This is a genomic window from Pseudomonas sp. LBUM1661 (genome assembly GCF_059695925.1).
Window position 1 is genome coordinate 2,557,366 of sequence record NZ_CP166794.1, and the last position, 25,403, is coordinate 2,582,768.

At 60.8% G+C, this 25,403-nt stretch carries 22 protein-coding genes; 2 read left to right on the top strand and 20 right to left on the bottom strand.

All coding sequences use genetic code 11. The features are described 5' to 3' along the window. The 14 genes from ACA057_RS11860 to ACA057_RS11925 form a co-directional block, all read right to left on the bottom strand. Nucleotides 1-690 carry a GNAT family N-acetyltransferase gene (locus ACA057_RS11860; protein ID WP_497348501.1) on the bottom strand — a complete coding sequence of 230 codons (690 nt, stop codon included), beginning with the start codon at nucleotides 688-690 and terminating at the stop codon, nucleotides 1-3. Between the two features lie 86 nt (nucleotides 691-776). Continuing rightward, the gene (locus ACA057_RS11865) at nucleotides 777-2,696 is read right to left on the bottom strand and encodes a hypothetical protein (RefSeq protein WP_497348503.1); all 1,920 of its coding nucleotides are present in this window, start codon (nucleotides 2,694-2,696) and stop codon (nucleotides 777-779) included. Continuing rightward, nucleotides 2,693-3,997 carry a lipopolysaccharide biosynthesis protein gene (locus tag ACA057_RS11870; protein WP_401357740.1) on the bottom strand — a complete coding sequence of 435 codons (1,305 nt, stop codon included), beginning with the start codon at nucleotides 3,995-3,997 and terminating at the stop codon, nucleotides 2,693-2,695. Before ACA057_RS11870 ends, ACA057_RS11865 begins: the two co-directional genes overlap by 4 nt. Continuing rightward, entirely contained in the window at nucleotides 3,994-4,995 is a 1,002-nt protein-coding gene (locus ACA057_RS11875) for a polysaccharide deacetylase family protein (RefSeq protein WP_497348505.1), read from the bottom strand. Before ACA057_RS11875 ends, ACA057_RS11870 begins: the two co-directional genes overlap by 4 nt. A gap of 12 nt (nucleotides 4,996-5,007) precedes the next feature. After that, nucleotides 5,008-6,144, bottom strand: coding sequence for a glycosyltransferase (locus ACA057_RS11880; protein ID WP_497348507.1), 1,137 nt, complete (start codon nucleotides 6,142-6,144; stop codon nucleotides 5,008-5,010). Then, nucleotides 6,137-7,105: a glycosyltransferase family 2 protein gene (locus tag ACA057_RS11885; RefSeq protein ID WP_497348509.1), complete on the bottom strand. Its 969-nt coding sequence runs from the start codon at nucleotides 7,103-7,105 to the stop codon at nucleotides 6,137-6,139. Before ACA057_RS11885 ends, ACA057_RS11880 begins: the two co-directional genes overlap by 8 nt. Beyond that, nucleotides 7,102-8,469 (bottom strand): O-antigen ligase family protein, encoded by a 1,368-nt coding sequence (locus ACA057_RS11890; protein WP_497348511.1) that lies wholly within the window; start codon nucleotides 8,467-8,469, stop codon nucleotides 7,102-7,104. The genes ACA057_RS11885 and ACA057_RS11890 overlap by 4 nt, the downstream gene beginning before the upstream one ends. Beyond that, nucleotides 8,466-9,554: a glycosyltransferase family 4 protein gene (locus ACA057_RS11895; protein ID WP_497348513.1), complete on the bottom strand. Its 1,089-nt coding sequence runs from the start codon at nucleotides 9,552-9,554 to the stop codon at nucleotides 8,466-8,468. Before ACA057_RS11895 ends, ACA057_RS11890 begins: the two co-directional genes overlap by 4 nt. Beyond that, nucleotides 9,551-11,143 carry a GumC family protein gene (locus ACA057_RS11900; protein WP_497348515.1) on the bottom strand — a complete coding sequence of 531 codons (1,593 nt, stop codon included), beginning with the start codon at nucleotides 11,141-11,143 and terminating at the stop codon, nucleotides 9,551-9,553. The genes ACA057_RS11895 and ACA057_RS11900 overlap by 4 nt, the downstream gene beginning before the upstream one ends. A gap of 17 nt (nucleotides 11,144-11,160) precedes the next feature. After that, nucleotides 11,161-12,186, bottom strand: a complete 1,026-nt coding sequence (locus tag ACA057_RS11905) for a polysaccharide biosynthesis/export family protein (protein ID WP_497348517.1) — start codon at nucleotides 12,184-12,186, stop codon at nucleotides 11,161-11,163. Between the two features lie 22 nt (nucleotides 12,187-12,208). Continuing rightward, nucleotides 12,209-12,856 carry a CpsD/CapB family tyrosine-protein kinase gene (locus ACA057_RS11910; RefSeq protein WP_401357750.1) on the bottom strand — a complete coding sequence of 216 codons (648 nt, stop codon included), beginning with the start codon at nucleotides 12,854-12,856 and terminating at the stop codon, nucleotides 12,209-12,211. Continuing rightward, on the bottom strand, nucleotides 12,857-13,603 hold the full coding sequence (locus ACA057_RS11915) for a sugar transferase (RefSeq protein WP_497348519.1): 747 nt from the start codon (nucleotides 13,601-13,603) through the stop codon (nucleotides 12,857-12,859). Further along, the gene (locus ACA057_RS11920; RefSeq protein ID WP_497348521.1) at nucleotides 13,600-14,658 is read right to left on the bottom strand and encodes an NAD-dependent epimerase; all 1,059 of its coding nucleotides are present in this window, start codon (nucleotides 14,656-14,658) and stop codon (nucleotides 13,600-13,602) included. The genes ACA057_RS11915 and ACA057_RS11920 overlap by 4 nt, the downstream gene beginning before the upstream one ends. Continuing rightward, nucleotides 14,655-16,007 (bottom strand): UDP-glucose dehydrogenase family protein, encoded by a 1,353-nt coding sequence (locus ACA057_RS11925; protein WP_497348523.1) that lies wholly within the window; start codon nucleotides 16,005-16,007, stop codon nucleotides 14,655-14,657. Before ACA057_RS11925 ends, ACA057_RS11920 begins: the two co-directional genes overlap by 4 nt. Nucleotides 16,008-16,396: 389 nt before the next feature. Between ACA057_RS11925 and ACA057_RS11930 the strand changes: the two genes are divergently transcribed. Continuing rightward, nucleotides 16,397-18,094, top strand: coding sequence for a sulfatase-like hydrolase/transferase (locus tag ACA057_RS11930; protein ID WP_497348525.1), 1,698 nt, complete (start codon nucleotides 16,397-16,399; stop codon nucleotides 18,092-18,094). An 84-nt stretch (nucleotides 18,095-18,178) separates the two neighbouring features. Here ACA057_RS11930 and ACA057_RS11935 read toward each other — a convergent pair whose 3' ends face one another. Next, nucleotides 18,179-18,409, bottom strand: coding sequence for a DUF6555 family protein (locus ACA057_RS11935; RefSeq protein ID WP_497348527.1), 231 nt, complete (start codon nucleotides 18,407-18,409; stop codon nucleotides 18,179-18,181). Nucleotides 18,410-18,582: 173 nt separating this feature from the next. Between ACA057_RS11935 and ACA057_RS11940 the strand changes: the two genes are divergently transcribed. Beyond that, a complete protein-coding gene (locus ACA057_RS11940; RefSeq protein ID WP_497348529.1) occupies nucleotides 18,583-19,620 on the top strand; it encodes a GGDEF domain-containing protein in 1,038 nt (345 codons plus the stop codon). Nucleotides 19,621-19,724: 104 nt separating this feature from the next. Here the strand turns inward: ACA057_RS11940 and ACA057_RS11945 are convergent, their stop codons facing one another. The 5 genes from ACA057_RS11945 to ACA057_RS11965 form a co-directional block, all read right to left on the bottom strand. Next, on the bottom strand, nucleotides 19,725-21,032 hold the full coding sequence (locus tag ACA057_RS11945; protein WP_497348531.1) for an OprD family porin: 1,308 nt from the start codon (nucleotides 21,030-21,032) through the stop codon (nucleotides 19,725-19,727). 143 nt (nucleotides 21,033-21,175) lie between these two features. Further along, nucleotides 21,176-21,748, bottom strand: coding sequence for a PPC domain-containing DNA-binding protein (locus ACA057_RS11950; protein WP_497348533.1), 573 nt, complete (start codon nucleotides 21,746-21,748; stop codon nucleotides 21,176-21,178). 131 nt (nucleotides 21,749-21,879) lie between these two features. Next, entirely contained in the window at nucleotides 21,880-23,457 is a 1,578-nt protein-coding gene (locus tag ACA057_RS11955; protein ID WP_497348535.1) for an aldehyde dehydrogenase (NADP(+)), read from the bottom strand. Nucleotides 23,458-23,488: 31 nt separating this feature from the next. Next, on the bottom strand, nucleotides 23,489-24,448 hold the full coding sequence (locus ACA057_RS11960; RefSeq protein ID WP_497348537.1) for an amidohydrolase family protein: 960 nt from the start codon (nucleotides 24,446-24,448) through the stop codon (nucleotides 23,489-23,491). Continuing rightward, on the bottom strand, nucleotides 24,441-25,400 hold the full coding sequence (locus ACA057_RS11965; RefSeq protein WP_497348539.1) for an amidohydrolase family protein: 960 nt from the start codon (nucleotides 25,398-25,400) through the stop codon (nucleotides 24,441-24,443). The genes ACA057_RS11960 and ACA057_RS11965 overlap by 8 nt, the downstream gene beginning before the upstream one ends. Nucleotides 25,401-25,403 lie beyond the last annotated feature (3 nt).

Below are 25,403 nucleotides of genomic sequence, written 5' to 3' on the forward strand. Positions count from 1 at the left end.
TCAGGTCGCCGGTGCTGTAGCGGGTTCACGGGTCGGTTTGCGCAAGGCATCCAGACGTGATTCGCTGTAGTGGGTTTCGCGGTAGAAGCGCCAGCGGCCAAACAGCTCGTAGACGTTCATGATCCGCCCTTGCTCCTTGTAGCCCATGCGAATGTGCAACTTCAGGGCCGGGATGTTGTGGCTTTCGCAGACGTCGACCACTTTGTTGCAGCCTTGAGCCTGCATGGCTTTCCAAAGGTTCAGTTGAAAATCAACCGACAGCAGGGAGCCCCAGTAGGCGCGGATCTGCTCGCCGCCGAATTCAAAGAACTCGCCTTCCTTCACCGGGAACCAGCAGCCGTAGTAATGACGGTCGTGGTAGTCGCGCGCGCTGCCCCAGATGAACGCCACCGCGTCGCCTTTATCGTCCAGGTACATGTGCCCCGTATGACCCTCGCGGGCCAGCTCGGCCATGGTTTCCACGCGATCGCCGAAATGACGGGTGAACGCCACGGTGTTGTCCGGGGTGATGGTTTCCAGGCGCAGCGGCGAGTAGGGTCTTAGTTTGTGTGGCGGGATAGGGCTGACGAGGTCGCGCTCCATCCACATCAGTTCTTCGTGGGAAAATACGTAATGCTTCCATGCTTTTTTGACAGTGGCGCGCAGGCCTTTTTGTCTGATGTGCGCGCTGAGCTTCTTTAAAATACTCATGTTTTTGACTCCTGACGGCATGGACCGTAAGTGGAGTGGTGCAACGCGCGGCAAGTGGCCCGCGTGGCAAAGCATTTGATAGGTGGTCATGAGGCGCTCCAGCTCAGGGCGAACAGGGTTTCCCCAGGCAGTTCGAAGCTGATGCGACCGTTTTGGCAATTGAAGGGGGCATCGCGGCTGCGGTTGTCCGCGCCGAAATAACGCAATGAGCCATTGGCCAATGGGCAAGGCACCCCGGTCATATCCACCCGTTGCAAGCGCGTGCCTTTGTTGACCCCCAGCAGGCCACGTTTGGAGTCGTCGGTCATGGCCAGGACGTCGACCTCGAAGGCGTCGTTCTCCAGCCACAGCACTTTGCTCAGCCAATGCTGCTGGATGAACTGTTGTGCCAGCCCCACGGGCTTGAGTTCGAAGTGATCGTCGCCGAGCACGCGCAACATGCCTTTGGGGTATTCGGGTTCGTCGGCGGCCTGGAACCAGCCCAACATCTCCAGCAAACCGTCCTGCGCCGAGTTGATGACCACCGAAGCCCACCACAGGGAGGCGAAGTGGGTTTCCTGATCGTAAGGGCTGAGGCTTGAACCGCTGGACATGTTGGTCTGGTCCAGCAACAAGGCCTTGCGCGGCCGCCCCTTGTCATCAAGGCCCACCAGGTCGGCGGCGCGGCGCACGCTGTCGCGATACACCCGGGTCGCCAGCAGGTCGCGAACCATCCATTCGTGCCAGGCCAGGGCGTCGATCTGGTCAGGGGATTGCGCCAGCAAGCGCCTGGCCCAGTCGATGCCGCGTTTGTCGGCGCCGTTATCGACGAACGGGCCGTTGATCAATCTCGAACTGGCGGGCATGGCGATGCGCACGCCGGCCTTGGCATTCTCGGGATTGCTGCGGACCTGCCGGGCCATGCTGTCGAAGATGCTTTTATAGTCGGCGTAATCGGCGTAGTTGAGATTCGGTTCGTCGGCGAAACCGATGTAATGAATACCTTTGCCGCCCAGGGCTCGGGTCGTGGCGAGCCAGGCGTCGAGGCCGGCGTTGCTGACGGTGTCGGCACGCAGGTCGGCCTTGCGCTGGCTGCCGGCCAACAAGGTGATGTCTTGAGTGATGCCGAAGCGGTCCTGATACAGCTGACGGAACGCGTCTTCGTAGTGCGGATTCTTCGCGGTGATGTCGACGAAACTGTAGTAAGTCCCTGCCTGGGGCTTGAGCGCGTCGAGCACGGCGAAACTCGATTCCGGCGGTTTCACGTAGGGCAGGGCGATGGCCAGGTTCGGGGTCGGGCCGAGTACTTTTTGATGCAGGGTCAAGCGGGTCTGGCCGTCGTCCTCGCGCAGGGGCTTGAGTTGTTGCGGGTTCTGCGCAAACAGGTTTGGCGTGCCGTCGAGCCAGAACGCCGCTTTGCCACTGCCTTGCAGGCGCAGGCGCCAGACCTGGTCGACACTGGCGACCGGCAACTTGACCTGATCGAACTGCCAATACCCGCGGTAGGGTTTGAGGGCCAGCGACAGTTGTTGCCCGTCACCGACCCGTTGCGCTTGCAGGGCACCGACGCCACCGTGGAATTTGCCGGCCAGTACCGCGTGTTCACCCGCGGCGACCTTGAAATACAGCTCGTCACCGTCGCGGGTTTCGGCGCTGAAATGCACCTTGGCCGGGGCGAACAGCGCCGCCGTGCGCGCATCGTGTTCAACCGTGTAGCGGCGGAAGCTGTAGCCGGGAATTTCCAGGCGATAACTGGCGGCGCTCGGTGCCAATGGCCAGCTCTGGCTGCCCCGGGAATTGCTCGCGGCAATCAGGCGTTCGCCCTGCAGTTTGCCTTGGCCGTCGAGCAGGTACAGGCGCTCTTCGTTGGAATCCGCGTGCCACGCGGGCACCCAGCGGACGGTCAGCGTGTCGGGACGATCCGGTTGCAAGTACAGGCTGCCGTCGCGAATATCGGCCCAACGCATGGGCGCCGCCAAGGCGCTCAGCGAGAAGCCAAGGCTCAACAGCAGCAGGAGGCGTTTCATGCCGACTTCCGTTGCAGCATCTGAAGCATCGGTGCCACATCGCTGGGCAGGATGATCAGGGTTTGCCAGACCGGTACATGACTCAACCGGCAGTACATCACCAGCAGCGCAATGGTCACCGCGAGGTACGCGATGGACGAGGCCGCCGCCGCGCCGACGATGCCGTAAGTCGGGATCAACACCAGGTTCAGCGCCAGGTTCAGCAACGCACTGATGCCCATCAACAGCGAAATCGTGCCGGGGCGATTCTTGCCCAGCAGGTCGAGGCGCAGGATGCTCGCATAGCACAGGCCGAGCAGGCCTGGCAGCAGGGCCAGCAAGGCGGGATAGGCCGGCTGATAAGCGACGCCGAACAGCGTGACGATCAGCCATTCACCAATCAGTGCCATGGTCAGGCACGCACCGAGCATCACCGTGGCCGTCAGGCGCAAGGCCAGTGGCGTCACTTTGTCGATGCCTTCTTCCTGTTGCAGCAGGCGTTTCATCAAGGGCGTGGTCACCGCTTCCGGGACGATCAGCAGCAACTCGGCGGCGGCGCTGGCCATCGCGTAATGACCCAAGGCGGTACTGCCGAGCAGGGCGCCGATGAACAGGTAATCGGAACGCAGAATCACTTGCTGGAACAGCAAGTCCGGATGGCTGCGAGCGCTGTAGCGCAGCAGTTCGTTCTGGCTGGCGCGATCCCATTGCAGCGTCAGCGGCTGCTCGCGTTTGAGCCAGACCCAACCGGCCAGCACCACCAGGCTGATGCCGGCCAGCCAGCTGATCAACGCGGCTTCCAGGGCGGCGGTTTTCCACATCCAGAACAAGGCGAGGAACAGCAGCAGCGGCGCCAGGGATTCCACCAGGCGCAAGGCATTGAACGCCACCACGCCACCCGAGGCGTTGTGCAACGTCAGCAGCCCGCTTTTCAGTACGGTCAGCGGCACTGCCAGCAGCAACAGCCAGGCGAGCAAACCCAGTTGCGTGGTGATGTCCAGTTCACTGCCGAACTCGCGCGTCAACGCCACCACCAGCAAGGTCAACAACCCGGCGAGCAAACAGCCGAACACCAGCACCTGGCTCAGCAACAATCCCATGGGCCGTTGCTTGGCGGCCTGAAAACCCACCGCCGAATTCAACCCGCCGCTGGTGGCGGCGCTGATCAGGTCGGGCAGGGTGCTGAGCAGCGCAAACAAACCGCGCTCGCTGGGCCCGAGGATGCGTGCCAGCAACACGTTGCGCAGCAAACGCAGGGCGATCATCGCCAATTTGGTCCCCATGCTCAGGGCCAAATGCTTGAGGTAGTGGCTGCGGCTCATGGACGGGCCCCACGGTAGATGCGCCAGGACAGCAACTCCGGATTGCGTGCGGTGCGCTGGCTGACGCCAAACCGTGGCAGGGCCAATGGGTTCTCGGTGCCACGATAGATACCCGTACCGGTGCCCAGGGCGAACGGGAATTTATGCGCGGCCACCTGCTGGCGAACGCGCGCATCGTTGTCGCCATTGGGGTAGCAGTAAACCGGCAGCGGTCGATTGCAGCCGTTCAACAGCGCATCGCGGCTGCGGCTCAGTTCTTCATCGAGGCGCTGATCGTCGAGGCCGGTGAGGATCGCATGACTGGCCCCGTGTGGGCCAAAGCGCACCAGGCCTGAGGCTTCCAGCGCGCGCACCTGATGCCAATCCAGCGCTTGCGGCAACGAGTCTTGCGGGCAGGCGTCGGTCAGTCGATTCAGATCGTCCGGGGACAGGGTTTTCAGGGTTTGCAGGAAATGCAAAAGCGCCAGGCTGCGACGCGGCTCATCCGGATCATCGAGCAGCGGCGGTAGCGGTCGACCGACCTGTTGCAGGCAGTCAATCAACTGCTTCCGGGCTTTTTCGCCATGGCTGTTCCACAGGGTTTCGCCAATGCTTTCCCACCAGAAACGCTGGCGGCTGCCGATGAAATCGGTGGAGAGAAAAATGCTCGCCGGCACTTGATGTTTTTGCAGCAGCGGGAAGGCGTTCAAGGCGTTGTCGCGCCAGCCATCGTCGAACGTCAGCGCGACTTTCGGCCGCTCCGAGCGTTTCGTGCCGGGCTGCAGAATCTCCATCAGCGGCACGCAGTCGAAATGCCGTTTGAGCCACACCAGCAAATGCTCGAAGGCTTTCGGCCCGACACACAGTTCATTGCGATGGGGCAGTTCGGCGGCGCGATCGCTGGCCAGCACCCGGTGCAGCATCAGGATCACGCCGGCGCCGTGCAGCTGATTGCGCCCCACCGGCGAGTTGAGGTAAAGCCAGCCACTGGTGCGTTTTAATAATTGTTTGATCGCCATGGCACGGTCCTTTCAACGATTTTGCTCGGGGTTCCACTGGGCGTACCGCTGGCCACGCAGGAACTGCCACAGGCCGATACTCATCCCGGCAAGCGTCACCAGAAGGAACGCGGCGAGACGAAACGGTTTCGGCAAACGGTGTTGCGAATCCAGCAGGCCGGCGATGGCCACCGCGTAACCGAACAGTTGTGCGATCAGGCTCAGGCGATAGAAACCGTGCTCTTCCCACAGCCAGAAATTGCTCAGCAACAACGGCAGCAGCAGGATCGGCGCCAGTCGGCGGATCAACTTGTGGCTGATCAGCGCAATCGAATACAAGCCGTGCTTCAGGGGATTGAGCAGTTCGCTGCGCTGGGCCAGGCTTTGCAGACCGCCGACGGTGACCCGCTGCCGGCGCCGGAATTGCTTGTCGGCCTCATCGACGCCCTGGTCGATCACCTGCGCTTCGGGCACGTAGACTATGCGCTTGAACGCCACCGGCGCGCAGGTGCTGATGAAGAAGTCATCGTTGACCTCTGCCGGTACGTTCTGGAACAGCTCGCGGCGCAGGGCGAGCAGGGCGCCGTCGGCGGAGACCATGCAACCGGTGCGATTCTCGACCTTGCGCAGCCAGCCTTCGTAATGCCGATAGAGGCTGTCACCGATGCTCAGGCCTTTGCCGGCGACCGGGATCACCATGTGCCCGGCGCAGGCGCCCACCGCAGGGTCTGCCAGGGGCGCGAGCAAGTGGCCGAGGGTGTCCGTCGACCATTGGTTGTCGGCATCGGTGAACACCAGGATATCGCCGGTACTCAGGGCCACGCCCGCGTTCAACGTAGCGGCCTTGCCCTGGCGAGGCAGGTCGAGCACGGTGATGCGCGGGTCTATGACCTGGCGCGCGCAGGCCACGGTGTCGTCGGTCGAGCCGTCGCTGGCCAGAATGATTTGCAGCGAGCGCGCCTGATAATCCTGGGCGAGTACGGTGCGCAGTTTCTCTTCAATATGGCGCGCCTCGTTGTGCGCGGCGATGACGATGCTCACGTCCATCGGCGCTGCCGGCCCATGATGGCGTGCAGAGAAGAACGGAGCCAACAGTGTCAGCAGCAGCGGATAACCGAGGTAGGCGTACACCGGCAGTAACAGGCACATCCAGAAAATGAATTCAGCCACGGGCAGGCCTCCTTGCTTTCCAATGACAAAGGCTGAGGATAAACGCGGCGCCGGCCAGGTGCAGGCGCAACCAGTGCAGGCCCCAGAGTTGCAGGGTCAGACCGAAATCCCGATGCTTCAGGCTTTGGCGCATGCTCAAGGCGAGCGCTGGCACACTGGTGATGAATAATAGAAACAACGCCAGGTGCGGCAAGCCATCAAACAGTGCGGAAATCGCCATGAAATCGAGGACCCAGGCGATAATCGACAGCATCGGGAAGCGCAGCAAACGCATCGTCATTCCGTGGCTGCGCAGTAATTGCAGATGGCTGCCCTGCCGCCAGAATTCCTTGCCCATCCATTCGCGCCAACTGCCCTCATACCCCCAATGCAGGGCGACGGTCTGGTTGACCGAGAGCAAACGTGCGCCCGCATGGCTAAGGCGCATGGTGAAGTCCTTGTCCTCGCCGGTGCGCAGGTTTTCATCGAAGCCCCCGACCTTGTCGAACCAGGGCCGGCGCATCAGCAGGTTGGAACTGGGCAGCCAGCGCACGGTTTGCACGGTGTCAGCACTCGGGCGCAATGTGCGGCGTTGCCAGGCATCGGCATACCACGGCGCTTCGGCCGGGGTGTGCAGGTCCAGCCCGAGGACATCGACCTGAACCGCAGGCTCTATTTTCAACAACAGCGTGAGCCAGTCCTCCGGCACCTCGACATCGGCATCGATGAAGGCCAGCCATTCACCGGTGGCGATGGCGGCGCCGCGATTGCGCAGGGCACCGATCAACAAGCCCGGTAGCTCCAGCACCTGCGCGCCCATTTGCCGGGCAATGTGCGGGCCCTGATCCTGGGAACCGTTGTCGACCACGATCAGCTCGCATTCCAGGCCGGCCGCGAAGGTGGCGCGTTGCGCTGCCAGCAAGGTCCGGGCAATGTGATGGGCTTCGTTGTACATCGGGATGACGATACTGATGCGGCTCATGCCTTGGCCTCCGTGAGTGGGCTTTCTTCAGCTTTCAGGCGCAGCACACTGGTCAGGGCGAGCATGATCCACACGTACTTTTGATTGGGTGCGCTGAGGAACATCAAAAACAGCGTCAGCGACAGAAAACTCATGCACATGTGCGTCAGCAAATCAGCCTGCTCGCGGTTTTTTCGCTGCATCCAGAGGCGGCGCGCACGCACCAGGTTGTACAAGCCAAGGGTGAGCATGCCGACGAACAACAGGCCGGCGGGAACCCCCAGTTCACTGAACACTTCCAGGTACGTGTTGTGGGCGCGGCGGTACAGGTCGCCGACCTTGCGGTTGGCCGAAAACGCCTTGGCGTAACCGGTGCTGGCGTAGTGCAAAGGGAAGGTCCCGGGGCCGGTGCCCAGCAACGGGTTCTCGCGGATCATCTGGCTGCCGACCACGATGTACGAGGCGCGGCGGCCGAGGGATTCGTCCTGGCTCTTGGCGCCGGCTTTCAAAATACTCAAGGACTGGATGCGCTCGATGTAACCGGGCGGCATCGCGTAAATCGCCAGCGGAATCACGATCGCCATGCCGAGCATGGCAAACCCCAAGTGCCGTGGGCGGATGCGTTTGAGCTCGAGGCGGTAGTGCCAGGCGCCAATCGCCAGACTGAGAAACAGCACCACCAGCCCCGAACGGGATTCGGTCTTGGTCATGCCGCCCAGCAGCAAAATGAAGCACGCGCCCCAGAACAACCGGTGCAGCAGGTTCGGACTGCGGATCACCAGCCAAAGGGCCAGGGGCACGGCAAAGGCGATCAGCATGGCAAAGCCGTTCGGGTCTTCCAGCAGGCCAGTGGCGCGGCCCTGGTCCTGATACTTGCTGGAAAACATCGCCAATATGCACGTCGCCGTGATGCTGAGGGTCACCAGTTTGGCGAACAGGTCCAGGTTCAACTCGCGACCGATCAACAGCGTGATCACGAACAGAATCAGGCCGACGCTCAGTTCCCGCAGATGCCCCATCGACATGCCCATGTTATCGGTATTGAGCAGGCTCAGCAGGTACAACAGCATGAACCAGACCAGGTAGCGCCAGATGTTGCTGCGCAGGCGTTCGGAGGGCAGCTGGTGAATCGCCAGTTGCAGCATCAGGATCACGGCCAGGGATATGCCGATGAACTTGGGGCCGGACACCGCACTGTCCTTGAAGAAACCTTCAAACGGCACCAGCGCAGCGATGCCGAGCAAACCCCAGGTGGGTTTGCGATACAGCACCGCGACACCCACCAGGCCCAGTACGGCCCCCGGCGCCAGAAACGGATAAGGGCTGGCCAGCAAACCGAGGCAGACCAGGCCGAGCAAACTGACGATCGAGAGCGGAAAGATCACGCGCGTGCCTCCCGTGCAGTACGGATATAAAGCTGCGACCAGCGTTCGGCCAGGGCCTTGAGGTCGTAGCGATCCAGTTGTGTACGTCTTGCGTTGTCGATCAGGTCGCACGCCAGGGCCGGCTCAGTCAGCAAGGTGCCGATCTGGCGGGCGAGGGCGGCGCTGTCGGCGGGTGTCGCCAGCAGGCCGTTGTGCCGGTTTTGCAGCACATCGGGAATCCCGCCGACGCCGAAAGCCACCACCGGTACCCCGGCCTGCATCGCTTCGAGCAGAATCATCGGCGTGCCTTCGGTGCGCGAGCTGATCACCAGCGCATCGAGTTGCCGCCACCACACATTCATGTCGGTCTGATAACCCGGCAGCGTGATGCGCTCCTGCAAACCCGCGGCGCTGATTCGCGCCATCAGGCTGTCCCGTTCCGGGCCGTCGCCGAGCATCACGGCGTCCAGTTGCGGGTGTTGCTGGCAGAGCGGAATCAGCGCATCGAGAAACAGGTCCGGGCCCTTTTCACTGCTCAGCCGCCCGACGTAACCGGCCAGCCAACGCTGGCGATCGACGCGGTGCGGCAACACACCGTTCGCGGCCGGCAGGCCGTTGGGGATCACTTGCAGTTTTTCCGCCCGGACGCTGGCCTGACGGCACAGTGCAGCAATGCTTTCGGCGACGCAGACCACGCGATTCACCGAGGCCGTGCGGCACAGTTGCAGGCTGAGCCAGGTGTAGAACTTCTGCTTGCGACTGCGCGGTGTGAAGCCGTGCTGCGTAATCACCAGGGGCAGGCGCAACAGGGTAGCGCCGACCCAGCCAAACAACAGGCCTTTGAAGTTATGCGTATTGATCAGCGGCCGCTCGGCCCGCCGCTGACGCAAATGCGCCAGCAACGCCCCCAACCCCGTGCAGCCGCGACAGTCCACACCGGCCTCGCGAAACCGCGCGAGTAACGCGTAGGGCGCATCGAGAAACAACACTTGATGCTGCCCCGGCGTCGCCAGGCAGTGGTCGAGCAACATCCGCTCAGCCCCGTAGAAGCCGCCGCTGCTGAGCAAATGAATGATCGGCAGGGTAGGGTTGAGCGGCGCGTTCAATTACGCACCCAATGCGCAATGCCGCGTACGGACATGTTTCTGTGTGGATTGCTCGGCAACACGTTTTGATCGTTGATCACCAACAGCACCGGCAGGCCCAGTTCGTGGGTGATTTGCGCTGGATGCTTGAAGCGGTGATCGAAGAACTCACGCACGTAGACCAGGGCAATCGCCAGCAACAGACCGGTAAACAACCCGAACGGAATGATCAGCATCGGTTTTGGAAACGCGGCTGCGGTCGGTTCGTACGGCGGGCTGAGCACCCGTGCGTTGGACAGGTCGTTGTCCAGCGAGCGAGCGGTGCTGCTTTCGGCGAAGCGTTGAGCGTAGGTGGCGAACGCGGCGTGCAACGCATTGATCTCGGTATCCATCTGCCGCAGCTTGCTTTGGGTTTCCTGCAACTGGTGGATGCGGTTCTTGAACTCGGCAATGCGCGCGGTCTTCTGGTCGATCACCGAGCTGACAACCTGCAGGTCGATGGTGCGTTCCTGAATCCGGTTGCTGACCACTTTCAAGAACTGCTGACGGGTACGGGCGATTTGTTCACGGGTCAGCAGCATCGGTTCACTGCTCGGCTGGAAGATCGCCAGGTCGTTCATGTAGCGGCTGACCTGGGTGGTCAGTGCCTCACCCATCTGTTTGATCTCGCGATCTTCGAACGCGACGTTGTCCACGGTGGTGGTGAAGGTGTAGGGGAAGGTGTAGTCGTTGAGTTTGGAATTGCTCGCGGCGGCCAGGCTGGTTTTCAGGTACTCAAGCCAGCGTTGGCTTTGCAGCAGGCGGTCGCGATACAGGTTGAGCGCTTGCTCCTCGGTGTTGATGGCGTTGAGGCGGAAAGTGATTTCCTCCTTGGGATCCGACGAGCCGATCGCTTCGAGCAACGACAGTCGATTGCCTTCCAGGCCATCGAGGCGCACCTGATACTGAGTCTTCTTGGTTTCATAGAAGCTCTGTGGCAGGTCGATCGATTGCAGGGCCTGACGGCTGACCAGGTAGTTTTGCAGCAGCGATGCGACAAACTTGGTGCCCTGGGCCGGGTCGCCAAAACTGTAGATGATCGAGATCACGTTAGAGCCCGGCAAGGTTTCGATCTTCAAGCTATCGATGGCCTCTTGGGTCAGCGCATCCAGCGCCGTGTCGCGCACCGGGTCGGTCTCAAGCCCGAGCGCATCGCGCAGCGGGTTGATCACGTGCTCGCGCAGCGGCGTACTGACGTACTGTTTGAACGGTTCGCCCAGCAGCTTTTTGAACACGCTCGGTGGCGGGGTGTATTCACCCTTGTCCCGCAGTTCGCTGATGGTCTGCCGGATAAGCGCCGGCGAGCGCAGGATATTGCTCTCGGTTTCCATGTCCGCCAGGGACGGTGGAATGAACGAGGCGTTTTCCTGGTTGAGTGAAGTGGTGGCGTCCCCTTGGGACAGTTTTTTGGACTGCACGATCACCTGGGCGGTGATATCGAAGCTCTGCTTGAGCATCAGCGGCAAGACCAGGGCGATCACTGCAAAGACCAGGAATACGCGCTTCACCATCTGTTTGTTGGCGAAGAAGATCCTGAAGAACTCGTGCAGGTAGTTTTCCTTTGGATTCATGATGGGTCACCTGAGAGTTAGTTGCTGTCACTGTCTTTGTCGTCGAGGCGGTAGCCGAAACTCAAGCCCACACCCTGAAACAACACCACATCCGCCAGTTGCCGTGCGAGCTCACCGGCGCTGGCCAGTTTGGTCTTGGGCACGTAGAGCATGTCGTCCGGTTGCAGGTAGGCGATCTGCGACGCATCGCCGGACAGGGCTTTTTCGACGTCATAACGCACGGCCTGAACCTGGTTGCCGTTGCGGCGCATGATCACCACCGAATCGAGTCGCGCCTTGGCGTTGCTGCCTCGGGCGAGGGTCAGCGCTTCAAGCACCGAGACCGGCCGGCGGATCGGGTAGGAACCCGGTTGGCCGACTTCGCCCAGCACATAGATTTCGTTGCCCGCGGTGGACTTCAGCAGTACGTCGACGGTCATCCGTCCCGGCAGTTGCGCGTAGCGTTTGTTGAGGAAGGTTTCCAGTTGATTGACGGTCATGCCTTGCAGCGGCACGGCGCCGATTTCCGGGAAACTCGCATAACCGTCGGTGCCCACGGTGATCTCCCGGCTCATGCCGGTAGCGGGGTGGTTCAGGGCACTTTTGAGGTTCGATTCGTTGCTCAGCGGGCTGATGACCTGCACCGACAGCTGGTTGCGGTTGGGCTGGAACAGCTGTTTGCGCTGATAGGCGCGCTGGATTTCCTGACGTGCGTCTTCGGACGTCAGCCCGGCAATTTTCACCGAGGTGTTGGCGCCCGGCAGTTCGATGGTGCCGTCCGGCAGCACCAGTTGATTGCCGTTGAGCTGGCTCGCGGCGGTGAAGTTCAGGCCGATCTGGTCACCGGACTGAATGCGATAGGCGTCCGAGCCACTGGTGCTGATGTGGAAGATCACGTCCAGCACATCCTGGGGCCGCAAGGTCTGTTCGACCTTGGGCATGTCGGTGGCCTGGGCGTTGGCCGGTGAGGCCGTGAGGATCTGCACCGGCATGGTCTGGGTTTCGGAAGTGCTGGAGCAACCTGCAAGCGGCAGCAACAGCAGGACAAGCATCTTGGCGTTCATGTCGTCATCCTTTTCTGGTTGCTTACAGGTTTTTGTAGAGCCATTTGGGCATGTAGTACTTGCGTCGGTTGAACACACTGCCGACCAGCTTCGCACCGGCCTGGGTCAGGCGCTGAACCGCGGCCTGAGCCACTTCCCAGCGAGTGTCTTCGGAGCGCACGACCATGATCACGCCGTCTACCTGAGTGCTGATGACCAGCGTGTCGGCGGCCGAATACACCGCGTCGCCGTCGATCACCACAAAGCGGTACTGACTGCCCAGTTGATCGAGCAACGGGCTCAGGCGCTCGGGCGTCAGGTGCTCGATGCCCCGCACATACCGGCCATTGGGCAGGATGTGGAAGGGCAGGCTGGAAACGTCCACCACACAGTCCTGCAACAACGGCGGGCTCTGAGTGTTGAACAGCAGATCGCGGAAACCGCGTTCTTTGGTCAGCCCCAGCTGCTGCGTGAGGTTGGTCGCCGATTGGCTGGCGTCAACCAGCAGCACCTGGCCGCTGCTCATCTGCGCCAGTTGGCTGGCCAGCGCCAGCGCGCTGGTGGTTGTGCCTGCGCCGGGGTTGGCGGCGGTCAGGAATAGGATCCGCAGATCTTGATCGAGCACGGTCGACGTCAGGTTGGACTCGCTCGGGTTGGCAATGCTTAGGCTTTTGGCTGATGAACCGTCCATTTAACTCGCTCCGTGGCCGCTGAATACTTTGAAGGGGGTTTTCAACAAGATCTTCAGATCAAGCAAAAGGCTCTGCTCGGCGATATAGTTGAGGTCCAACTCAACGCGCTGGTCGAAGTCGATATTGCTGCGCCCGGAGATCTGCCAAAGGCCGGTCATGCCGGGGTAGATGCTCAGGCGTGCAAGGTGGCTGTCCTTGTAGCGATAGGCGTTGAAGGAGGTCGGCCGAGGGCCCACCAGACGCATATCGCCGGCCACTACATTGATCAGGTTCGGCAGCTCGTCGAGGCTGCTGCGCCGCAGGAAGCCGCCGATGCCGGTAATTCGCGGATCCTTGTCGATCTTGAAATCGATGGCGTCGGCACCGTGTTTGTTCAGGTGGCGCAGGGACTCCTTGAGCTCCTCGGCGTTGGCCACCATGGTGCGAAACTTGTACATGCCGAACTTGCGGCCGCGGTAGCCGGTGCGTTTCTGCACGAACATCACCGGCCCCGGGCTGCTGAGTTTGATGGCCAGCGCCAGACCCAGCAGCACCGGCGAGATCAGCACCAGGATCACCAGCGCCCCGAGGCAGGCGACGACCCGGTTGGTGCGCGACAGCGTCCACGGCCGACCGCCGTCACGGCCGGTCACCCAGCCGCGACCCTGCATGTGGATCGCCGCGTCGAGGCGCATTCGGTGTTCAGGGTCCAGGCGCTTGTCTCGGCGCATCTGTTGCAGGGGCACACCTTTTTCATGTCCAGTCATAGCATCCTCCGCTGAAATTCAGCCGCGAGCGGCGCGTGGGCGATAGGCAGTGGGTAGTACGCACGGAACCAGGCAATGAAGCGCCCGAGTCCCTCATCCAGCTCGATACAAGGCTGAAATCCGGTTGCCCGAGCCAGGTCGCTGGCATCGGCGCAGGTGTTGAGTACGTCGCCGGGTTGCAGGGGCAGCAACTCGACGAGGGCTTTTTGTCCGAGGTGTTTTTCCAGCAGTGCCAGGTAATCCTTGAGCTCCACCGGGTGCTGGCCGCCGATGTTGTAGATCCGCCATGGCGCCATGCTGCTGGCCGGGTCCGGTTGCTCGCGATCCCACTCTGCGTTGGCCTGTGGTGCGCGTTCGATCAGTCGGGCAATGCTCTCGATGATGTCGTCGATGTAGGTGAAATCGCGCTGGTGCTCGCCGTAGTTGAACAACTTCAACGGCGTGCCTTCGGCAATCGCCCGGGCGAACTGGATCGGCGACATGTCCGGCCGGCCCCAGGGGCCGTACACCGTGAAGAAACGCAGGCCGGTGCAAGGAATGCCGAACAGGTGGCTGTAACTGTGGGCCATCAACTCATTGGCTTTCTTGGTCGCGGCGTACAGCGACAGCGGGTGATTGACGCCGTCCTTGACCGAGTACGGCGTGTGCTGGTTGGCGCCGTACACCGAACTGGACGAGGCGTAGATCAAATGCTTGACCGGGTGATGGCGGCAGCTTTCGAGGATGTTGAGAAATCCGCTCAGATTGCTGTCGAGGTAGGCCCGGGGGTTTTCCAGTGAGTAACGCACGCCGGCCTGGGCCGCGAGGTGAATCACCACCTCAGGTGTTTCGCGGGCAAACAGGGCTTCGATGGCCGCGGCATCGGCCAGGTCAACCCTGTCGAGCTGGAAAGGGCCGACCTGCTCCTGCACCCAATTCACGCGATCGTGTTTGAGTTGCGGGTCGTAGTAGTCGTTGAAGTTGTCCAGCCCGCACACCTGATGCCCGTCGCGCAACAGCCGCAACACACAGTGGGCACCAATGAAGCCGGCCGCTCCGGTCACGAGGATTTTCATGGGCGCGGCGCCTCGGGAGCGATGTGCCGCAGGCCGATGCCGCTGTAATGCAAGCCCGCGGATGCCACCTGTTCCGGGCTGTAGAGGTTGCGTCCGTCGACAATCACCCGTGCGCGCAGTTTGCTGGCCAACAGGTCGAAGTCGACCACGCGGAAGTTTTTCCACTCGGTGCAAATCACCAGCGCATCCGCATCTTCCAGGGTGTCGTCGCGGGTGGCGCACAGGTGCAGGTCCTTGCGGTAGCCGTAGATGCGCCGGCATTCGGACATGGCTTCCGGGTCGTAAGCCTGCACGCTCGCGCCTTCGGCCCACAGCGCTTCCATCAGGTAGCGGCTTGGCGCTTCGCGCATGTCATCGGTGTTGGGCTTGAACGCCAGGCCCCAGATCGCGATGGATTTGCCCGCCAGCCCGCCAGGGAATTGCGCTTTCAGTTTGCTGAACAGGATGTGGCGCTGGCTGTCGTTGACGTCGGTGACGCTGCGCAGCAGGCGCAATGGCATGCCGTTGTGTTCGGCGGTATGCAGCAGGGCGCGCAGGTCCTTGGGGAAGCATGAGCCGCCGAAGCCGCAACCGGGGTAGATGAAGTGGTAACCGATGCGCGGGTCCGAGCCGATGCCTTTGCGCACCGCTTCGATGTCGGCGCCCAGCAGTTCGGTGAGGTTGGCCAGCTCGTTCATGAAACTGATGCGGGTGGCGAGCATTGCGTTGGCCGCGTACTTGGTCAGCTCGGCACTGCGGTTGTCCATGAACATCAGTTTTTCATGGTTGCGGCAGAACGGTGCGTAGAGTTCGCTCAGCTGGCTGCGAGCTTCTTCGTCGTTGGTGCCGACGATGATCCGGTCCGGGCGCATGCAATCGGCCAGGGCGCTGCCTTCCTTGAGAAACTCCGGGTTGGACACCACCCGCACCGTCAGTGCGCTTTTGCCCCGACGCTGCAATTCTTCGTTGGCGGTGGCAGCCACTTGGTCCGCCGTGCCGACCGGCACGGTGGACTTGATGATGAGTGTGCGATCGGCCTCCATGAGACTGGCGATCTGTCGGGCGACATTGAGTACGTGGCTGAGGTCGGCGGAACCGTCTTCATCGGCGGGCGTACCGACCGCGATGAAAATCAGCCCGGCGTGTTCGACCGCATCGCTGGCCTGTGTGGTGAACAGCAGTCGGCCGGCCTTGATGTTTTCTTCAAGCGTTCCGGAAAGTCCTGGTTCGCTGATCGGTGGCACGGCTTGTTGCAGTTGTTTTATCTTGTTGGGGTCGATGTCGACACACAGGACGCGATGTCCAACATCGGCCAGTGCCGCTGCTTGTATCAGGCCAACGTAGCCCGTACCAAATACGCTCACGTCCATATTGGCGTGCCTCGTAAGACGGTGGAAAGATGTGAAATAAGACTGTCAAAAGGGGTATAGCCCAGCCGTGGGAAACCGTGTCAGCAAAATGACATGTTGCTTTGGTTTGACAGCCCCATTTTTGGGGGCGAATGGCCATCAAGTGCTTGTCGTAGATGGCTTTGCCGCGGTTTTGACGGGTTTTTCACATTTAAAAGAAAGCGATAAACGGTCGTAGGCCCTGAATTACAAGGCCTTCAGCCACTTGAGTGTGTCATTTTTGAGTCAACGTTTTTTTGACGCTTTTAGGGAAAGTCCGACATTTCTTGCGCTCTGATGGCTCGGTGCTAGTGTCAAGAAATGGCCGACAATCTATTGGCCAAAAGACTTCAGCGAGTAGTGCAAATACTATGATTCGATACCTCAAAGAATTGCTGTTAGTTATCTATCTACTGAAGAACTACGACTATTACGTCGAACGTCTGAGTGCCATGGGTATCGGCTTTCCGGTAGTGCTGTTTGCCGGGATGTTTATTGCACTGACGGTGGCGCTGTTTATGACCGCGTACATCCGCCAAACCCTGGTTCGTCACCTGTTTGCAGTGACGATGTTTGCCTCGGCGGTGTTTTTCGACGTCTATACCCGCGTCACGGCTGATTACCTGACGTACAGCAGTTTTGTGTCGCTGGTGTATTCCGGCGGATTCATTCAGGAAGCGGCCTACCAGTACCGCGATGCGATCACCAGTGGGGTGCTCGGTGGTTTGCTGCTGCTGTTCGGCATCGGGCTGAAGCCGCGTCGACGCCTGCCGTTGCCGAGTGCATTGCTGGTGGCAGCCCCGGTGCTCGGAGTGCTGCTGCTCAGTGCCGTGCTGTTTATGCGGGCGGGTGAGGGCGCCCGGGGGCTGCCGATCATGTACACGCCGTTGGCGTATCTGAATCTGTTTACCTATGAAGCCCTGCACAACACCGTCGGTCCCCGTGAACCGGTGAAACTGGCACGCGCCGATCAACCGGTGGGCCACGACATCGTGCTGATCATCGACGAGAGCATTTCCGGCAATTACCTGGACATCAACGCGCCGTTCGGCGTGCACAGCAATCTCAAGGAGCCACGTGCCGGGGTCGAGATCTTCAACTACGGCTACGCCGCCTCCATTGCCAATTGCAGCGCCGACACCAACGTCACCTTGCGTTACGGCGGCACCCGCGCCGATTACATGCGCATCAACAGCACGCTGCCGTCGATCTGGCAATACGCGAAAAAAGCCGGCCTGCGTACCGTTTACATCGACGCACAGCGCACCGCCGGCAATTTGCAGAACCTGATGAACGACGCCGAGAAAAAAGACATCGACGAATTTGTGCAATTCGACCAGACCAGCGTGCGTGATCGCGACATGGCGGCGGCGGCAAAGCTGATCGAACTGCTCAACGATGACCAGCCAGCGTTGGTGGTGATCAACAAGGTCGGCGCGCATTTTCCGGTACACGACAAATACCCGGATGCGTTCATGGCCTACCGTCCGACCTTGCCGCGCGGGCAGTTTGTCGAGGTAGCGGACACCGGCCAGCGTGATGGCTTCAATGGCCAGCCGGATGATTGGGTGCTGTACCGCAACGCCTACAAGAACACGCTGTTGTGGAATGTCGGGGAGTTCTTCTCACGGGTGTTTGCTCAGGCGAACTTGAACAACGCCTTGCTGATCTACACCTCGGACCATGGCCAGGACCTGCATGAGCGGGGCAATCCGGGCTTGAACACGCACTGTGGCGGTGATCCGGTGGAGGAGGAAGGGTTGGTGCCATTGGTGGTGATCCAGGGCAGCGGTTTGAAGATCGTTGACTGGCAGGCGCAACTGGCGGGGAACAAGGATCGCTCCAGCCACTACAACATCTTCCCGACGTTGCTGCAGTTGATGGGGTATGACCTGGCGGGGGTCGAGGCGGTGTACGGCAAGCCGTTGAGTGTGCCGACGGCCGACGATTTCACCTTTAACTACCGGTTTAATGCACGGCTGGGGGCCAAGCCTGAGTGGAAGTATATTGATTTGAACAGCATCGTGACGCCTTCGCAGGCGGCTACCCGCGTAGCGGTGGGGCAGTAAGACCTCGATTGTTTGAGCGGGCCTCATCGCGGGCAAGCCCGCTCCTTGTAGCCGTTGGCGAAGCCAGCGGCTACAAGGTCGGCGTTATGGCAGTTCTTCCCATCTGACCTGCGTCAAACCGGACTTTTCGGCGTGTTCGCGCAGCTGCGCGTCGTGATGTTCAGAGTGGATTTCCCCATACAAAAGATCCACGCCCGCATACAGGCACGCGTAGTACCAGGCGTCTTCATCGGTCATGTGCGAGTCTGGCTGGACAAAAATGTGCCGCTGCTTGTTGAAGCAATAGGTGATTTGAAAATGCCGAGGGCGGGTCATCCGATTCTCCTGGTATGCCGCTACGACACTAGTGGCTCAATGCCAGTTCAGTTTATTTCGAATGTCCCCCTGTTTTTTTCCCGCACGCAGTTCGCGAGGACATGGCTGTTTGCCCTGCGTGCGGTTATGCTCCGGCTACTTTCCGTTTTCCTTTAATAAACAACAGTGACGGCATGAACCCATCAGAGACACGAACAAATGCTCTAGCGTTATATCCCGAGGATTCCCGCGAAGCGGCTGCGTTGCTCAAGCAGGCGGTGCCGCTGATGGTGCGTCACAACATTCCGCCGAATCCGGTGCACTACGCCCTCTGGTATACCTACAGCAAAGGTGTCGAGCCCGAACTTAATCGCCACCTGGATCGTGTGGTGAAGGACTTCGACAGTTTCCCGCCTGAGTCCGCGTCGAAGCTGTTCCGCGATTACATCATTCGTGACGAACTGGAAGATGCCCGGGCCGGGCAGCAGCAAGCGATCAATCTGGTCGACGGCATGGAGCGGGACGTCTCGCGCAGCGTCAGCGGCAGTCGCGATTATCAGGACAGTTTGGGCCATTGCCTGGAAATGCTTGAGGCACCGCTGGACACAAACCTGCCGAACATCCTCAACGAGCTGCAACAAAGCACTCAGTTGATGCAGGACCAGCAAGCGCTGTTTCTCTTCCAGCTGCGCGCCGCGCAAAACGAGATCAAGGCCCTGCGTGACAAGCTCGAAAGTACCAGCCGGGCTGCCACGCTGGATGGCCTGACCCAGGTGTTGAACCGAAATGCCTTCAACCGCGTGCTGGAAAAGGCCATGCGCAAGGCGCCCGAGACAGTCGCGTTGGTCATGCTGGATATCGACCACTTCAAGCAATTCAATGACCAGTACGGTCATCCGTTGGGTGACCGGGTACTCGAACATGTCGGCCAGGTGCTGCGCAACGCGCTGCCGGCCGAAGCCGTGGCGGCGCGGTATGGCGGCGAAGAGTTCTGCGTGATCCTGCAAGGCTGCACCGCTCTCGACAGTGCGCGCGCATTTGCTGAACAGCTGCGCCTGAAAATTCAGTCATTGCGGATCAAGGCCCGCGTCACCGACACGGTGCTCGACACCATCACGGCGTCCTTTGGTGTGGCGCTGTCCAAAACCGGCGATACCCTGGAAACGCTCGTGACCCGTGCCGACGATGCGCTCTACCGGGCCAAGCGCAATGGGCGCAATCGCGTGCAGTGATGACATTCGGCCCGCAAAAACAAAGCGCTGACGCAAGGTCAGCGCTGAGGTAAGAGGCCAGGCCGGCGTCCTCGAAGTGCGCGCAATGTCTGGGTGTCGCGGTGTTAGAGCAGCGGAATGCTGTAGCTGACGATCAAGCGATTCTGGTCCTGATCGCGGCTCGCTTCACTGTTGGACTTGCCATTTCGCCAGCCAAACCCGACCCCTTTCAGCGCGCCGGATTGAATCGTGTAATCCAGGGCGATATCCCGTTCCCATTCCTTTTGCGTGTCGCCGGTCGTGGTCTTGATGTTGTCGCCGCTGAGGTAAATGACCGACGCCTTCAACCCAGGCACACCCAAGCCCGCAAAGTCGTAAGCATACTGACCGAAAGACGTGCGTTCGCCCGCGCGGGTGAAGGTTTGAATCAGGCGGTCGGTGTACAGGTAAAGGCTGGCGCCGCCAGCACCTTTGTCTGGCAGGTTGCCCTGGCTCAGTTGAGTGAAGTTACTGCCGCTCGAAACGCTTTGGTAACCCGCCGTGAGGGCATGGGCGCCCACGGTGTAAACCAGCGCGGCACTCCAGGTGCGGTTGTCGATTTCGCCATCACCGTTCTTGGTGAAGCCACTGATTCTGTAGCCTGTGGTACCTGAGCTGTTTTCACCGGACGAGTCTGTGTTGAAGTAACGCAGGTCGGTTTTCAGGGACTGATTGTCCGAGATAGCCAGGGTGTGGATCAGGCCGAAAAACTGCTGGGTGTAGTAGTTGTCGAGGTTGGCGAAGTAATACTGGGCGGTCAGGTCTTTGGTGACCTTCCAGTCGGCGCCGGCGAAGTCGAATTCATTGCTTTCTCGGGTGCCGCCCGTGGCCGCCAGTCCGGTCTGATCGCTTGAACCCCGGCCTGTCGCATGTTCAATGCGCCCGCCTGTGAGGGTCAGGTCCTTGAATTCGCCCGAGGTGATTTGCCCGCCTTCGAAGGTTTGTGGCAGCAGGCGCCCGTCGTTGGACACCAGGATCGGCAGCTTCGGCATCAGCGTGCCCAATCGAAGTTCGGTCTTCGAAACTTTGACCTTGCCGGTCAACCCCAGCCGGCTCCATTCGTCAACAGCGCTGTTATCGCTGTCCGACGGAATCATGCTGCTGCCGACGTGCCGTCCCTTGCCGCTGTCGAGGGTAATCCCCATCAAACCCAGTGCGTCGACGCCAAAACCCACCGTGCCGTCGGTGTAGCCGGACTTGAAGTCCAGCATGAAACCCTGCGCCCACTCTTCGGTTTTCGAAGGCGTGGCGGTGCCGTCGCGGTTGTCATTATTGAAGTAGAAATTCCTCATCCCCAACGTGGCTTTGCTGTCACTCAGAAAGTCCGCCTGCGCCTGGGTGCTGAGTGCAAGGGCACCCAGTGCAAAAGTTACCGCCGTCTTCTTACCGCTCATGTGTATCGCCCCTTTATTTTTGTAATTTGAAGGTGGGAGCGGACTGGTCCGCGAATGCTGTGTATGGGTGGCTCCCGCCAGCGCGGAACTTGGCAACGTTCGATGCCTGCGGGAGCGATGCTCTTGGGTGAGTGGGACTTGGGTTAAATTCCCAAGACATTGGCCCCGATGCACGGATCGATGCCGCGTTCCAGGCGACGCTGATGGACGATGACAGTGATTTCCATTGAACCGGTGGTGACTTCAAAATCGAGAATGTGGCCGCCATAGGCCTGGAACGTGGCGTCACCGGCGACGCCGTGCATATGGATCGAAGGCTGGTCGTTCTTCCACGCCACGGAGCCGGTGATGCTCGCCATTTCGACGCTGTTCAAGGTCTTGGCGTCGAAGTCCTTTTTATCCTTGTTCCAGAAACCGAACTTCACGTTGCCAAAGCCGATACCGCTGATGGAGGCGCTCGGGATCTTTTCGGCGATGGCCAGTTTGGTCAGCTCCTTGAAGGCGTTGTCGCCCATGCGCAGCACCATGAGGTAACCGGTCGGGGTTTTGGTGTAGCGCGGTGTCGTTTCAGTTGCACATTGCATAGGCGCTGGCGTCGCGGTCGGTGCGGTTTCTGCAACCGCCAGTTGGGAAATACTTGAATTGAGCAGAACGGCAGCGGTGACCGCCAACATCATTTTGGATAAACGCAGTGTCGGGTGACGTCGAACTTGCATGAGACTTCCTCTGTTTTTGTTGTTGTGTGGATGCAGCGTTTTTTGAGACGAGCGTGTCCGGCGCCTGTTTCTCAACAGGCGCGGGAGTGGTTGTTAGCAGTGGGCGTTAGTGACAGCGCTACTTGGGTGGATTACAGCGCATCGCGGCCGCTGACACCGTCAACCAATCGGTTAATGCCCAGCGGATTGCCGTTCTGCAGCGCTTCGGGAAGCAAGCTGTCGGGGCAATTCTGGAAACACACCGGCCGCAGAAAACGATCGATCGCCAACGTCCCGACCGACGTGCCGCGCGCATCCGATGTCGCCGGATACGGCCCGCCGTGAACCATCGCATCGCTGACTTCGACGCCGGTGGGGTAACCGTTGAACAGCACGCGCCCGACTTTCTGTTCCAGCAGCGCCAGCACCTCGTTCAAGGTACCGAGCTCCGAGTTTTCTACGATCAGGGTTGCGGTCAACTGACCACGCAAACCGTGCAATGCCTGGAGCAACTCGGCCTGATCAGCAACTTCCACCACGATAGTGGTAGGGCCGAACACTTCTTCCTGCAAAAGCTCATCACCGCTGATCAACAGGCTGACATCAGCCTTGAACAATTGCGGCCGCGCCTGGTTGCCCTGTTGCTCGGCGCCGGCCAAATGCGTCATGCCGCTGTGAGCGCGGAGGTTATCCAGGCCATGGCAATAGCTTTTCAGCGCGCCGGCGTTGAGCATGGTTTGCGAAGGTTGCTCACCCATCAATGCCGCGAAACGCTCAAGGAATGCGCTGAACTCCGGCGAACGAATGCCCAATACCAGACCAGGGTTGGTGCAGAACTGACCAGCGCCGAGTACCACGGAAGCAGCCAGTTCGCTGGCGATTTTGTCGCCGCGTGCCTTCAGGGCTTCGGGCATCAGCAACACCGGGTTGATGCTGCTCATCTCGGCAAACACCGGGATCGGTTGCGGCCGCGCCGCCGCCATGTCGCACAACGCCCGACCGCCGCGCAACGAGCCGGTGAAACCTACCGCCTGAATAGCCGGATGTTTGACCAGTGCCTCACCGACACTGCCGTAGAGCAGGCTGAACACGCCATCAGGCATGCCGGTTTTTTTCGCCGCGCAAGTGATCGCATCGGCGACGTAATCGGCGGTCGCCATGTGCCCGCTGTGGGCCTTGAACACCACCGGGCAACCGGCCGCGAGTGCCGCTGCGGTATCGCCGCCAGCGGTAGAGAAGGCCAGGGGGAAGTTGCTGGCGCCGAACACGGCGACCGGGCCCAATCCGGTTCGGTATTGACGCAGGTCGGGGCGGGGCAGCGGTTGGCGATCCGGCAGCGCACGGTCTATGCGCGCGCCATGGAAATCGCCGCGTCGCAGCGTCGTGGCAAACAGGCGCATCTGGCCGCTGGTGCGCGCTCGTTCACCTTGAATGCGCCCGGCGGGCAGGGCGGTTTCCCGGCACACCAGGGCGATGAACGATTCATCCAGCGCATCGAGTTCCGTGGCGATGGCATCGAGAAATTGGGCGCGGCGCGCGGCCGACAGGTTGCGGAACGTTGGGAAAGCAGTAGCTGCCGCTTCTGCCGCTGCATTCACTTCATCGGCGGTCGCCTGATGAAAGCGGTAGGGCAGTGCTTCGCCAGTGCTGGCGTCGTGGCTTTGCAGCGTGCTCGAACCGTTTGCCGAGCGAGTGCCAGCGATGTAGTTGTGGCCTGAAACTTCAAACATGGGAACTCCTGATGAGCTGTTCAAATGAGGGTCAAGTCAGCCGGTAAATACGCCGGGCGTTATCATGAAACAGGGCCAGCCGATCAGCCCGGGAGCGGTCCCGGACGATGGTTTTGAAACCGTCGAGAAATTCGCTCATGCCATTCACCACGCCATCGACCGGGTAATTGGTGGCAAACGCACAGCGGCTGACATCGACGATCGAGATCGCATCGTTCACCACCACGCGGTTCGACTCGACGGGCCATGCCTCGCCGGGGATGCAAATGCCGGAAATCTTCAAGGCAACGTTCGGCTCGCGGGCCAACAGGGCCAGGTTCTTGCGCCAACCCGCCAGGCCTTCGTCGGAACGATCGGACGGCAGCGCGGTGTGATTGACCACGATGGTCACGTCAGGAAAATCCCTGGCCAGTTCGGCAGCTTCAGGCAGATGCCACCACGGCGCCTGCAACTCGAAGTGCAGTCCGTTTTCAGCCAGTTGCGCGTAACCCGCGCGCCAACGGGAATCACGCATCGAGCCTGGCGCGGCAAAATCGTCACGCCACGCTTCGCGGCGGGTCACCGTCGGTTTGTGCCGCACACCACGAACCAACGGGTGCGCGCCGTACTGACGCAACAGCTGCGGGGCCTCTTCACGATCCAGCCAAGCCTGACCGACCATGGCGCCCAGCGTCGGCTCGGTGTTCGCCAGCGACGCGACAAAATCCACCTCATCGGCCGGCGTTGCAGGGTCCCATTCGCCCTCGATCACTACCGTCTGCACGATGCGATGGTTGCCCGTGAGAGCGCGATAGTCCTCGGGCAGAAAGTTGCGACAGATCGACGAGTAATCGCCATAACGAAAGGGCCGCAACGGGCGATCGTTCAGCCACGGGTAGTAATGCGCTTCGATGTCGAAATAGTGTTGGTGAGCATCGATGATGGGCAGGTCGGCGTCCTCGCCACTGGCGAGAAAACGCGCGCGCCAGTCGATGGCCGATACGTTATGCATGCTGTTCCTCCAGTCGATAAAAACGTCGGGCATTGCCGGCGAACACCGCTTCCTGCACCGCGCGGCCCATGGGCGCGAGCATCGTGGCCATGCCATCGGCAATCGTGTCGTAGGACGCCCGCAATCCGGCGACCGGGAAATTGCTGGCGAACATGCAGCGCTCGGGGCCGAAGATGTCCAGTGCGGTCAACACCACCACGCGGTTGTCGTCGTAGTTCCACGGCGAATCTTTCAGGCCGAATTCCGAGAGCTTGATGTGTACGTTGGACTGCAAGGCCAGCGCTTCCAGGCCTTTGCGCCAGCGCGCCATGCCTTCCGGGCTGCGATCCCAGGCGAAACCGGTGTGGTTCAGGGCGATCCGGATCTGCGGAAACATCGCCGCCACTTCAGCGGCCTCGGCCAAGTGCCAAGGTGGTACCCGCAGATCCCAGGAGAGCCCGTGATGAGCCAGCCGCGAAAACCCTTCCAGCCATTTCGGGTCCTGCATGGTCCCGCTGGCCCCGGCAATCGAGACATCCGGTGACGCCGAGGTCACCGGTTTCGAGCGGATGCCCCGCACCAGCGGCCGGGCAGCCTGGGCGGCGAGAATCTCGGCGCTGTCTTCGCGATCGAACCAGGCGTGGGCGACAATGGCGTTCGGGAAGCCGTAGCGTTCATTCACCTGTTCCAGCCAGCGGGTCTCGGCGACCTGCTCATCGCGGGCACGTTCGGCCTCGACGTGCACCGTGCCGACCAACCGTTGTTTTTCGGTCAGGGCGAGGAACTGTTCCGGCAGGAAATCACGGCACAGGCTGTGATAGTCACCAAGAAAAAACGCCTCGTGATACTCGTCCTGCAGCCACGGATAACGTCCGTTGCCGAGGTCCCACAAATGATGGTGAGCGTCGACAATCGGTAGCGCATCCTCGGCGGCGAGGTTCGGTAAGCCGTTGCGTTCATGGAGAGTGATCATGAC

What these genes read in the sequence shown, in the direction of transcription:
- ACA057_RS11860 (WP_497348501.1), bottom strand. Translation starts at nt 690, where the DNA reads ATGAGTATTTTAAAGAAGCTCAGCGCGCACATCAGACAAAAAGGCCTG.
- ACA057_RS11915 (WP_497348519.1), bottom strand. Translation starts at nt 13,603, where the DNA reads ATGACTGGACATGAAAAAGGTGTGCCCCTGCAACAGATGCGCCGAGAC.
- ACA057_RS11955 (WP_497348535.1), bottom strand. Translation starts at nt 23,457, where the DNA reads ATGTTTGAAGTTTCAGGCCACAACTACATCGCTGGCACTCGCTCGGCA.
- ACA057_RS11945 (WP_497348531.1), bottom strand. Translation starts at nt 21,032, where the DNA reads ATGAGCGGTAAGAAGACGGCGGTAACTTTTGCACTGGGTGCCCTTGCA.
- ACA057_RS11950 (WP_497348533.1), bottom strand. Translation starts at nt 21,748, where the DNA reads ATGCAAGTTCGACGTCACCCGACACTGCGTTTATCCAAAATGATGTTG.
- ACA057_RS11900 (WP_497348515.1), bottom strand. Translation starts at nt 11,143, where the DNA reads ATGAATCCAAAGGAAAACTACCTGCACGAGTTCTTCAGGATCTTCTTC.
- ACA057_RS11865 (WP_497348503.1), bottom strand. Translation starts at nt 2,696, where the DNA reads ATGAAACGCCTCCTGCTGCTGTTGAGCCTTGGCTTCTCGCTGAGCGCC.
- ACA057_RS11930 (WP_497348525.1), top strand. Translation starts at nt 16,397, where the DNA reads ATGATTCGATACCTCAAAGAATTGCTGTTAGTTATCTATCTACTGAAG.
- ACA057_RS11870 (WP_401357740.1), bottom strand. Translation starts at nt 3,997, where the DNA reads ATGAGCCGCAGCCACTACCTCAAGCATTTGGCCCTGAGCATGGGGACC.
- ACA057_RS11875 (WP_497348505.1), bottom strand. Translation starts at nt 4,995, where the DNA reads ATGGCGATCAAACAATTATTAAAACGCACCAGTGGCTGGCTTTACCTC.
- ACA057_RS11885 (WP_497348509.1), bottom strand. Translation starts at nt 7,105, where the DNA reads ATGAGCCGCATCAGTATCGTCATCCCGATGTACAACGAAGCCCATCAC.
- ACA057_RS11965 (WP_497348539.1), bottom strand. Translation starts at nt 25,400, where the DNA reads ATGATCACTCTCCATGAACGCAACGGCTTACCGAACCTCGCCGCCGAG.
- ACA057_RS11925 (WP_497348523.1), bottom strand. Translation starts at nt 16,007, where the DNA reads ATGGACGTGAGCGTATTTGGTACGGGCTACGTTGGCCTGATACAAGCA.
- ACA057_RS11905 (WP_497348517.1), bottom strand. Translation starts at nt 12,186, where the DNA reads ATGAACGCCAAGATGCTTGTCCTGCTGTTGCTGCCGCTTGCAGGTTGC.
- ACA057_RS11960 (WP_497348537.1), bottom strand. Translation starts at nt 24,448, where the DNA reads ATGCATAACGTATCGGCCATCGACTGGCGCGCGCGTTTTCTCGCCAGT.
- ACA057_RS11940 (WP_497348529.1), top strand. Translation starts at nt 18,583, where the DNA reads ATGAACCCATCAGAGACACGAACAAATGCTCTAGCGTTATATCCCGAG.
- ACA057_RS11935 (WP_497348527.1), bottom strand. Translation starts at nt 18,409, where the DNA reads ATGACCCGCCCTCGGCATTTTCAAATCACCTATTGCTTCAACAAGCAG.
- ACA057_RS11920 (WP_497348521.1), bottom strand. Translation starts at nt 14,658, where the DNA reads ATGAAAATCCTCGTGACCGGAGCGGCCGGCTTCATTGGTGCCCACTGT.
- ACA057_RS11910 (WP_401357750.1), bottom strand. Translation starts at nt 12,856, where the DNA reads ATGGACGGTTCATCAGCCAAAAGCCTAAGCATTGCCAACCCGAGCGAG.